This is a genomic window from Hydrogenophaga sp. (assembly GCF_028698005.1).
GTDB lineage: Bacteria > Pseudomonadota > Gammaproteobacteria > Burkholderiales > Burkholderiaceae_C > Hydrogenophaga.
The window spans coordinates 1-10,014 of record NZ_JAQVEJ010000110.1 but is presented as its reverse complement, the minus strand read 5'-3'; the positions used below and the strand labels follow the sequence as shown (position 1 = coordinate 10,014).

10 protein-coding genes and 1 pseudogene are annotated in these 10,014 nt (G+C 66.7%); 7 read left to right on the top strand and 4 right to left on the bottom strand.

The window, feature by feature from the left end; translation table 11 throughout:
• Nucleotides 1-410: AAA family ATPase (locus PHQ87_RS11195; RefSeq protein WP_300234116.1), on the top strand; the 410-nt coding region annotated here is incomplete at its 5' end.
• A 9-nt stretch (nucleotides 411-419) separates the two neighbouring features.
• Here PHQ87_RS11195 and PHQ87_RS11190 read toward each other — a convergent pair.
• On the bottom strand, nucleotides 420-1,400 hold the full coding sequence (locus PHQ87_RS11190; RefSeq protein ID WP_300234114.1) for an Hsp33 family molecular chaperone HslO: 981 nt from the start codon (nucleotides 1,398-1,400) through the stop codon (nucleotides 420-422).
• Nucleotides 1,401-1,436: 36 nt separating this feature from the next.
• On the bottom strand, nucleotides 1,437-1,961 hold the full coding sequence (locus PHQ87_RS11185) for a gamma carbonic anhydrase family protein (RefSeq protein WP_300234112.1): 525 nt from the start codon (nucleotides 1,959-1,961) through the stop codon (nucleotides 1,437-1,439).
• Between the two features lie 232 nt (nucleotides 1,962-2,193).
• On the opposite strand from PHQ87_RS11185, the gene PHQ87_RS11180 reads away from it, so the two are divergent.
• From PHQ87_RS11180 to dbpA, 4 genes are all read left to right on the top strand, one after another.
• Nucleotides 2,194-2,502, top strand: a complete 309-nt coding sequence (locus PHQ87_RS11180; RefSeq protein ID WP_300234110.1) for a DUF485 domain-containing protein — start codon at nucleotides 2,194-2,196, stop codon at nucleotides 2,500-2,502.
• Complete coding sequence (locus tag PHQ87_RS11175; protein ID WP_300234108.1) at nucleotides 2,499-4,217, top strand: cation acetate symporter; 1,719 nt, start codon at nucleotides 2,499-2,501, stop codon at nucleotides 4,215-4,217. Before PHQ87_RS11180 ends, PHQ87_RS11175 begins: the two co-directional genes overlap by 4 nt.
• A 196-nt stretch (nucleotides 4,218-4,413) precedes the next feature.
• A complete protein-coding gene (locus PHQ87_RS11170) occupies nucleotides 4,414-5,208 on the top strand; it encodes a ferritin-like domain-containing protein (protein WP_300234118.1) in 795 nt (264 codons plus the stop codon).
• 25 nt (nucleotides 5,209-5,233) lie between these two features.
• Nucleotides 5,234-6,631, top strand: a complete 1,398-nt coding sequence (gene dbpA, locus PHQ87_RS11165) for an ATP-dependent RNA helicase DbpA (RefSeq protein WP_300234106.1) — start codon at nucleotides 5,234-5,236, stop codon at nucleotides 6,629-6,631.
• Between the two features lie 21 nt (nucleotides 6,632-6,652).
• Here dbpA and xerD read toward each other — a convergent pair whose 3' ends face one another.
• Together xerD and PHQ87_RS11155 are read right to left on the bottom strand one after the other, a co-directional pair.
• Entirely contained in the window at nucleotides 6,653-7,573 is a 921-nt protein-coding gene (gene xerD / locus PHQ87_RS11160; RefSeq protein ID WP_300234104.1) for a site-specific tyrosine recombinase XerD, read from the bottom strand.
• Nucleotides 7,574-7,582: 9 nt separating this feature from the next.
• Nucleotides 7,583-8,554, bottom strand: a complete 972-nt coding sequence (locus PHQ87_RS11155; RefSeq protein ID WP_300234102.1) for a tripartite tricarboxylate transporter substrate binding protein BugE — start codon at nucleotides 8,552-8,554, stop codon at nucleotides 7,583-7,585.
• Nucleotides 8,555-8,743: 189 nt separating this feature from the next.
• On the opposite strand from PHQ87_RS11155, the gene PHQ87_RS11150 reads away from it, so the two are divergent.
• Both PHQ87_RS11150 and PHQ87_RS11145 read left to right on the top strand, forming a co-directional pair.
• Nucleotides 8,744-9,652: an AEC family transporter gene (locus PHQ87_RS11150; protein WP_300234100.1), complete on the top strand. Its 909-nt coding sequence runs from the start codon at nucleotides 8,744-8,746 to the stop codon at nucleotides 9,650-9,652.
• Between the two features lie 99 nt (nucleotides 9,653-9,751).
• Nucleotides 9,752-10,014: pseudogene (locus PHQ87_RS11145) on the top strand (UDP-glucose 6-dehydrogenase); the annotation flags it as partial.

Below are 10,014 nucleotides of genomic sequence, written 5' to 3'. Positions count from 1 at the left end.
CCTCGGCCATGGTGGTGGCCGCCTACAGCGCGCTCTACTTCGACGACGACGCACTCTGGGCCGATGCCCTGGCCTGGCAGCGCGGCTACGACCTGACCCTGCTCATGGGCCTGGATGTGCCCTGGGTGCCGGATGGTCTGTTCCGCGACAGCCCCGAGATCCGCCAACGCACCGACGCGCTGCTGCGCCAGGCGCTGCAGACAGCCGGCCTGCCCTTCCTGACCATCTACGGCCAGGGCCAGGACCGCCTCCAGCAGGCCCTGCGGCCACTGGGCCGGCTGTTGGGGCGGCCACTGGCCGACGATCCGCCCGCGTGGGGCCTGGGCCGGGCAAGCTGGCACTGCGAGCGCTGCAGCGACCCGGGCTGCGAGCACCAGATGTTCACCCGCTTGCTGCCGCGCGCCGGCTGAACCCGGGGACTACTGCAGCCGCGACGGACCCTGCGGCTGCGCTGCCGCCTGCAGGAACACCTGCGCCGCGTCCACCGGGTCGAAGCGGTACTGGGTCCCGCAGAAATCGCAACTGACCTCCACCTGACCCTGCTCGGTCAGGATGGACGCCACTTCCTGTTCGCCCAGCGACCGCAGCATGCCGCTCACCCGCTCGCGCGAACAGGTGCAGGCAAAGCGCGGCCCCCGCCCGCCCGTCAGCGGCTCGAAGCGGCGCACGTCCTCTTCCCAGAACAGGCGACGCAGGATGGTCTCGACATCCAGCTTCAGCAGTTCCTCGCGCTGGAGACTGGCCGCCAGGGTCGCGATGCGGTTGTAGTCCTCGTTCTGGCCAAGCTGGTCTTCCTCCCGGCGCACGGCGCTCTCGCCCGACAGGTTGGCCTCGCCCTGCAGGGGAATGCGCTGGATCAGCAGCCCGGCCGCGACACGGTCATCGGCCTCCAGCACCAGCCTGGTGTCCAGCTGCTCGCTTTGCAACATGTAATGCTCGATCACGTCGCTGAGCTTTTCCAGTGACCGGCCGCGCCCGTCCACCAGTGGCACCACCCCCTGATAGGGCTGCTGCCCCGGCATGCGGTCCTTGGGGTCCAGCGTGATCGCGCACCGCCCCTGCCGGTTGACATTGACCATGTGCGACAGCAGTACGTCATCGGCCACCTCGCCCTGTACCTTGGCCGTGGCACGCACGCTCAGGTCGGGCTGCACTTCCGCCACCATGAGCTTGACCGGGCCGTCGCCCTGTATCTGCATCACCACCGCGCCGTTGAACTTGATGTTCGACTGCATCAGGCTGGTGGCCGCCACCATTTCGCCGAGCAGGCTGGTCACCGCCGCCGGGTAGCCCCCCGACTCCTGGCGCCGGCGCAGCATCTCCTGCCAGGCGTCGTCCAGACGCACGAGCATGCCGCGCACGGGCAGGCCTTCAAACATGAACTTGTGGAGTTCGGACACGATGACTTCCTGAAAACGAAAGGAACCAGATCGGGGTCATCCGATCTTTTTCAAGCGGGTGCGAAAGCGCCGGGCATTGTCGATGTAGTGCCGCGCGCTCCAGCGCAAACCTTCGATTTGCTCCGGTGTGAGCTGGCGCACCACCCTGGCCGGGCTGCCAATGATCATGGAGCCATCCGGAAACTCCTTGCCCTCGGTCACGAGCGCGCCGGCGCCCACGAGGCAGTTCCTGCCGATCTTCGCGCCATTGAGGACGATCGCGCCGATACCGATCAGCGACTCGTCGCCGATGGTGCAGCCGTGCAGCATCACCTGGTGACCCACGGTCACGTGGCGGCCGATGGTCAGCGGCATGTTCTCGTCGGCATGCAACACACTGCCGTCCTGAACGTTGCTGCCCTCGCCGATGGTGATGGTATCGGTGTCGCCGCGCACCGTCACCCCGAACCACACGCTGGCGTCCGCCTCCAGCGTCACATCACCCATCACCTGGGCGTTGTCGGCCACCCAGGCCGAATCGGCCACGCGCGGGGCCACGCCATCGAGCTCATAGATCGCCATGCTGTTCGTCTCCTGTGGTGACTGTCGCAAATCCGGAGATTGTAGGGATGGGCCGCCCTGCTGCCCTGCCGCACGCCGGAGACTGCCAAACCCAGCCAATACCCATGCATCGCCGCGTAAGACCTCGGTAATTCTGAATTGATAGCATCCACCCTTGGATTTTCAGGGCTTACAGCGGACTTACGATCATCACAAGACCAACCTGGAAACCAATATCTACATATGAGACATCATGGAACAGGATGTGATTGAACGGATTGCAGGCCATCCCAAATACCTCGAACTCAAGGCCACACGCTCACGCTTCGGCTGGATCTTGACCGTGCTGATGCTGACCGTCTACTACGGCTTCATCGTGCTCGTCGCGTTCGACAAGGAACTGCTCGCCCAGCGTCTGGGCGAAGGGGTCATGACCCTGGGCATGCCCATCGGACTGGGCGTGATCGTGTTCACCATCGTCATCACCGGCCTCTACGTGCGCCGCGCCAACAGCGAATTCGATGACCTGACCGAAGACATCAAGAAGGCGGCCTACCAATGAACTCCCTGCTTCGCTCCTGCGGCATCCTGCTGGCCCTGATGGCCGGCGCCGGTGCGGCGCTCGCGGCCGGCGCCGATCTCGGCCAGGCTGAAAAACAGGCCACCAACTGGACGGCCATCACCATGTTCGCCGTGTTCGTCGCCGGCACGCTGTGGATCACGAAATGGGCCGCCGCCAAGACGCGCAGCGCGGCCGATTTCTACACCGCCGGCGGCGGCATCACCGGCTTCCAGAACGGCCTGGCCATCGCGGGCGACTACATGTCGGCCGCCTCGTTCCTGGGCATCTCGGCGGCCGTGATGGCCTCGGGCTTCGATGGCCTGATCTACTCCATCGGCTTCCTGGTCGGCTGGCCGGTGGTCACCTTCCTGCTGGCCGAGCGGCTGCGCAACCTGGGCAAGTTCACCTTCGCCGACGTGGCCGCATTCCGCTTCGCGCAGACGCCGGTACGCATGTTCGCCGCCAGTGGCACGCTGGTGGTCGTGGCGTTCTACCTGATCGCGCAGATGGTCGGCGCGGGCCAGCTCATCAAACTGCTGTTCGGCCTCGACTACACGTATGCCGTGGTCATCGTCGGCGTGCTGATGATGGTCTATGTGCTGTTCGGCGGCATGACGGCCACCACCTGGGTGCAGATCATCAAGGCCATGCTGCTGCTGGCCGGCGCCTCGTTCATGGCCTTCATGGTGATGATGCACTTCAGCTTCAGCCCCGAGGCGATGTTCGCCCAGTCGGTGCACATCAAGACCGAACTGGCCGCCGCCGCGGGCAAGGGGCCGGAGGAAGCGGCCGCGCAGGGCTTCTCGATCATGGGGCCGGGCGGCTTCGTCAAGGACCCGATCAGCGCCATCAGCTTCGGCATGGCCCTGATGTTCGGCACCGCCGGCCTGCCGCACATCCTGATGCGCTTCTTCACCGTGCCCAACGCCAAGGAAGCGCGCAAGTCCGTGCTGTGGGCCACCACCTGGATCGGCTACTTCTACGTGCTGACCTTCATCATCGGCTTCGGTGCCATCACCTTCGTGCTGACCAACCCGGACTTCCTGGACAGCAAGGGCGGCCTGCTGGGCGGCGGCAACATGGCGGCCATCCACCTGGCCAACGCCGTGGGCGGCAACGTGTTCCTGGGCTTCATCTCGGCCGTGGCCTTCGCCACCATCCTGGCCGTGGTGGCCGGGCTCACGCTCTCGGGTGCATCGGCCGTCTCGCACGACCTCTACGCCACCGTCATCAAAAAGGGCAAGGCCGACAGCGCAGCCGAGTTGCGCGTCTCGCGCATCACCACGGTGTGCCTGGGCATCGTCGCGGTGGTGCTGGGCATCGCCTTCGAGAAGCAGAACATCGCCTTCATGGTCAGCCTGGCCTTCGCCATTGCGGCCTCGGCCAACTTCCCGGTGCTGCTGATGAGCGTGCTCTGGAAGGGCTGCACCACACGCGGTGCGGTGATCGGCGGCTTCCTGGGCCTGATCTCGTCGGTGGCTCTGACGGTGGTATCGCCCGCCGTGTGGGAAGCCACGCTGGGCAACCCCCAGGGCTCGGCCTGGTTCCCCTACACCAGCCCGGCACTGTTCTCGATGACCATCGGCTTCGTGGGCATCTGGCTGTTCTCGCTGCTCGACCACAGCGAGCGCGCCCGCCAGGACAAGGCCGGCTTCCTGGCCCAGCAGGTGCGCTCCGAAACGGGCATCGGGGCAGCAGGGGCCTCGGGCCATTGAGGCTGGCTCCCTGCGGCGCGGCGCAGGCACACAGGCCACACCCAGCGGGCCGGTCCGGGCGGCGCCTCGGCCGGCTCCTGTCGTGGCAGGACAGCAGCGGGAGACACCTACAATCGCGAGGGTGAGCGCCAGCGCCCCCTCTCCTTCGATACCCGCCCCCGCCTCGCTGCGCCAGCAGGCCCTGCACGTGCTGGGCATGGCCGACCCCGAGCGCAAAATGGCCCTGACCCATGCGCTGTGGACGGAGTTGACGGCCGTGTCCGCCCGTGGCGGGGATCTGTCTGCTGCCCTGGCCCCGCATGAAGCGCTGTCCTGTGATGAGCACAGACTGCCCGGGCGACCACCACGTCCGGAACTGGTCCCGCCAGCCCGCCTGGCCCAGCGCTCGCCGTACACGGCCGAAGGCCTGGCCTCGCTCGTGCACGCCATTGCCCACATCGAATTCAACGCGATCAACCTCGGGCTGGATGCCGTCTGGCGCTTTGCCGACATGCCGACCGACTTCTACCGAGACTGGCTGCGCGTGGCCGACGAGGAAGCGACCCACTTCGCCCTGCTGCTCGGCGAGCTGCGCGCTCTCGGCCACGACTACGGCGATTTTCCCGCGCACAACGGGCTGTGGGAGATGTGCATCAAGACCCGCCATGACATCGTGGCGCGCATGGCGCTGGTGCCCCGGACGCTGGAAGCCCGAGGCCTGGACGCCACACCTTTGATCCAGGCCCGCCTGCGCAAGGTGGGCTCTCCGGCCGCCCTGCGCACGGTGGCGGCGCTGGACATCATCCTGCGCGACGAAGTGGGCCACGTCGCCATCGGCAACCGCTGGTATGGCTGGCTGTGCCAGCGCCAGGGCCTGGACCCCCTGGCCCACTACCGCGTGCTGGCGCGCCGCCACGAAGCGCCCCGGCCTCGCCCACCATTCAACGTCGAAGCGCGCCAACAGGCCGGTTTCACGGCCGAAGAGCTCGACTATCTGCACGGCGCCGGCTGAAATCGGTCATCGCCGATAATCGGTGATGACCGCCACCGCCTCCTCGACCGACTTTCGTACCCTCGCCCTGTCCGAGGCCATGCTGGCCAACCTCCGGCAACTGGGTTACCTGGACATGACGCCGGTACAGGCGGCCACCCTGCCCAGTGCCTTGCTGGGCAAGGACATCATTGCCCAGGCCAAGACCGGCAGCGGCAAGACCGCCGCCTTCGCCCTCACCGTGCTGGCCAACCTGAATCCGCGGCGCTTCGCCGTCCAGGCACTGGTACTCTGTCCCACCCGCGAACTGGCCGACCAGGTCACCACGGAAATCCGCCGACTGGCGCGCGCCGAAGACAACATCAAGGTCGTCACCCTGTGCGGTGGTGTGCCGCTGCGCGGGCAGCTGGCCTCGCTGGCACATGGTGCCCACATCGTGGTCGGTACACCCGGCCGCATCATGGACCATCTGGAACGCCAGAGTCTGGTGCCCGATGCACTGAACACCCTCGTGCTCGATGAGGCCGACCGCATGCTCGACATGGGCTTCTTCGATGACATCGTGAAGGTGGCACGCCAATGCCCGACGGAACGCCAGACCCTGCTGTTCTCGGCCACCTACCCCGATGGCATCGCCAAACTGGCGACGCAGTTCATGCGCGCACCGATCACCGTGACGGTGCAAGCGCAGCACACCGGTGACCAGATCGAGCAGCGCTGGTACCAGGTGCAAGACGGCGAGCGCCTGCACGCGGTGGGTCGTCTGCTGGCCCACTTCCGCCCCGCCAGCACGCTGGCCTTCTGCAACACCAAGGCCCAGTGCCGCGACCTCGTGGGCGTGCTGCAGGCGCAGGGTTTGAGCGCGCTGGCCCTGTACGGTGAACTGGAACAGCGCGAGCGTGACCAGGTGCTGGTGCGTTTTGCCAACCGCAGTTGCTCCGTGCTCGTGGCCACCGACGTGGCTGCGCGCGGGCTCGACATCGCCAGTCTGGCGGCCGTGATCAACGTGGACGTGACGCCCGATGCCGAGCTGCACATCCACCGCATCGGCCGCACCGGCCGCGCCGGCGAACATGGCCTGGTGCTGAACCTGGCCAGCATGGACGAGATGGGCCATGTGGGCCGCATTGAGCAGTTGCAGGGCCGCGAATCCGACTGGCACGAGCTCGCGGCACTCTCACCCGCGGACCAAGGCCCGCTGGTGCCACCCATGATGACACTGCACATCCAGGGCGGTCGCAAGGAAAAGATCCGCCCCGGCGACGTGCTGGGTGCGCTGACCGCCGACCTGGGCTACACGCGCGAACAGGTGGGCAAGATCAACGTGAACGACTGGTCCACCTATGTCGCCGTGGACCGGGACATTGCCCGGCAGGCCGCCAGCCGGCTCAACGCCGGGCGCATCAAGGGCAAGAGCGTCAAGGTCCGCGTGCTCGACCATTGAGCGCGACGACCTGGCCGTACCTCAGCCCCTCGGGTGGTGCTGGGCCACGATGGTCTTGAGGCGCTCGCGCGCCACGTGCGTGTAGATCGTGGTGGTGGAAATGTCGGCATGGCCCAGCAGCATCTGCACGGCACGCAGGTCGGCGCCATGGTTGAGCAAGTGGGTGGCAAAGGCGTGGCGCAAGGTGTGGGGCGACAGCGGCGCCGTGATGCCGGCCTGCGCCGCGTAGCGTTTGACGATCTGCCAGAACATCACCCGGCTCATGGCCCGGCCTGGCTTGGGGCCGCGCGAGCTCACGAACAAATCCTGCGTCTGTCGTCCAGCCAGGATGGCCGGCCGGGCCTCGCGCAGGTAGGCCTGCAGCCAGCGCGCCGCCTCGGCGCCGAAAGGCACCAGACGCTCCTTGTCACCCTTGCCCGTGATGCGCAGCACATGCTCGGCCAGACCGACATGGAACACCTTGAGCCCGACCAGCTCGCTCACCCGCAGGCCGCTGGCGTACATCAGCTCCAGCATGGCGCGGTCGCGCAGACCCAGCGGATCGGCCACGTCTGGCGCCGCCAACAGGGCCTCGACCTGTGCCTCCGACATGGTCTTGGGCACGCGCAAGGGTTGCCGTGCCGCCAGCAGCCGCAAGGTCGGATCGGCATCGATGAGCCGCTCGCGCAGCGCCCAGCGGAAATAGCGCCGGAACACCGTCAGACGCCGGTTGGCGGTCGTCGCGCGCGTCTGCGCGTGCCGATGGGCAAAGTAGCCGTTGAGTTCAGCCTCACCGACATCGGGCAGCGCCTGGCCGCGGCCAGCCAGCCAGGCGACCAGCCCGCTCAGGTCCCGCCGGTAGGCATCGAGGGTGTTGCGCGACAGCCCTTCTTCCAGCCAAAGGCCGTCGATGAAGGCGGACACACTCGCCTCGCTGCGCGAGCGCGCCGCCTCGTCATTCATGCAAACAACTCAATTCAAGGACAGCTTCTGCTTGGCCACGACTTCCTTGTAGACCTCGTACTCGGCCTTGATCTGGGCGGCGAACTCCTGAGGCGAGTTGCCGACGATCAGGGAACCCGTATCCTCGATGCGCTTGCGCACGGCCGGATCGGCCAGCGCCTGCCTGGAGGCATTGTAGAGTTTGTCCACCACCTCCTTGGACAGCCCCTTGGGGCCGATCAGGCCGTAATAAGCCATGCGGTTGACCGGCTCCAGCCCCACCTCCTTGAAGGTCGGCACGTCAGGCAGCACGGCCAGGCGCTGCGGCGCCGCCACGGCCAGCGCCACCAGGCGGCCGGACTTGATGTGCGGCAGCGCCGAGGGCAGATTGTCGAAGATGATGGGCACCTGCCCACCGACAGTGTCGTTCAGGGCCGGGCCCGCACCGCGGTAGGGAATGTGCGTCACGAAGGTGTTGGTCAGGCTCTTGAACAGCTCGAACTGCAGGTGGCCGATCCCGCCGGTGCCCGAGCTCGCATAGCTGTACTTTCCGGGCTGGCGCTTGATCTCCTCCAGAAAGCCCTTGATGTCCTTGGCCGGAAAGCTCGGATGCACCGCGATCACGTTGGGGGTGGCCGCAATATTGGTGATCGGTGTGAAATCGGTCAGCGTGTTGTACGGAATCTTGGTGTTGATGGCCGGGTTGGCCGCCGTCGTCGACACCGTGGCCACACCGACGACATAGCCATCGGGCGCCGCGCGCGCCAGCTCGGTCGCGCCGATCACGCCGCCGCCACCAGCCTTGTTCTCGACCACCACGCTCTGCCCCAGCGTCCGGCCCAGCGGCTCCGACATCACCCGCGCGATGATGTCGGTCGTCCCGCCAGGGGCAAACGGCACCTGCAGCCGGATCGGCTTGGTCGGGTAGCCCTGGGCAGCGGCAGTGCCGGCCAGCATCAGCGACGCGGCGGCCACGCCGAGAAGGTAACGACGAGAAAGCATAGCGGGTTCTCCTTGTGAGCGAACGGAGTTGACGGGCAGGACACGCCCAGCCATCGCAACCAGTACGGTTGGTACCGCCGGCCGATGGCTGGCCTCTTCCAACTCTAACGCCCGCATCGCTTTTCGACCATGGGGAACACGACATCAGTGAAAACCCCGCCCAGGCCCGGCCTCGGCTATGCTCCGCCGGTGACCTATCTGCCCCTGTTGCTGCCGGACTTTCTGCTGATCCTCGCCGGCCACCTGCTGTGCCGCTTCACGGCCCTGGACCGCCGCATCTGGGAACCGACCGAGAACCTGGTTTACTACTGCCTGTTTCCGGTCCTGTTGTTCCACTCGATCATCCGCAGCCCCATCGATCTGGGCGCCGCCTCCAGTCTCGCCACCGCAGGCCTGCTGCTGGCCACCGGAGGGATCGCGATGGCCTATTCGCTGCCCCGCTGGCCCTGGATCGGCCGCCGGATCGACCGCCGCCTGCATGCGGCCAGCGCCCAGATCGGCTTCCGCTTCAACTCCTTCATCGCTCTGGCCCTGGCCAGCAGGCTGGCAGGAGCCGACGGCCTGCTGAACATCGCCGTGCTGATCGGCCTGTGCGTGCCGCTGCTCAATGTCGGCGCCGTCTGGCCGATGGCCCGGCATGCGAACAAAGGCTTCGTGCGCGAGCTGGCTCGCAATCCGCTCATCATCGCCACCGTCAGCGGGCTGGCAGCCAACCTGCTGGGGCTGGGCATCCCGGCCTGGCTGCAGCCCAGCGTCGAGCGCGCGGGCCAGTCGTCACTGGCGCTGGGTCTGATGGCGGCCGGCGCCGGCATGCGATTTGGATCGCTGGCCCAGGCCAGGCAACTGGCCGTCCAGGTGCTGGCGGTCAAACACCTGGGCATGCCCATCCTGGCCGCGGGGCTGGCCCATGCCCTTGGTCTGGGCCAGCCCCAGGCCACCGCCCTGCTCCTGTTCTCGGCCATCCCCACCTCGTCGAGCTGCTACGTGCTGGCCGCGCGCATGGGCTACGACGGCAGCTACGTGGCCGGCCTGGTCACCCTGTCGACGGTCCTGGGGCTGGTCAGCATCCCGCTGGCGCTGCAGATCCTTGTGCCATGACAACACACGCCGCCGCGAAGCGGTTTGAAACCTGTCGGAGCGCTAGAATCGACATCTTGCCTCCTACCGGGCTTAAGCCTTTTGTATGCCCGCCTCCGTATGAAAATCGCCATTGCCGGCACAGGCTACGTGGGCCTGTCCAATGCCATTTTGCTGTCCCAGCACCATGAAGTGGTGGCGCTGGATATCGTGCAGGCCAAAGTTGACCTCATCAACCGCCGCCAAAGCCCGATCGAAGACACCGAAATCGAGCACTTTCTCAGCAGCAAGCCTCTGAACCTGCGCGCCACCACCGATCGGCACGACGCCTATGAGGGTGCCGACTTCGTCATCATCGCCACACCCACCGATTACGACGCCGA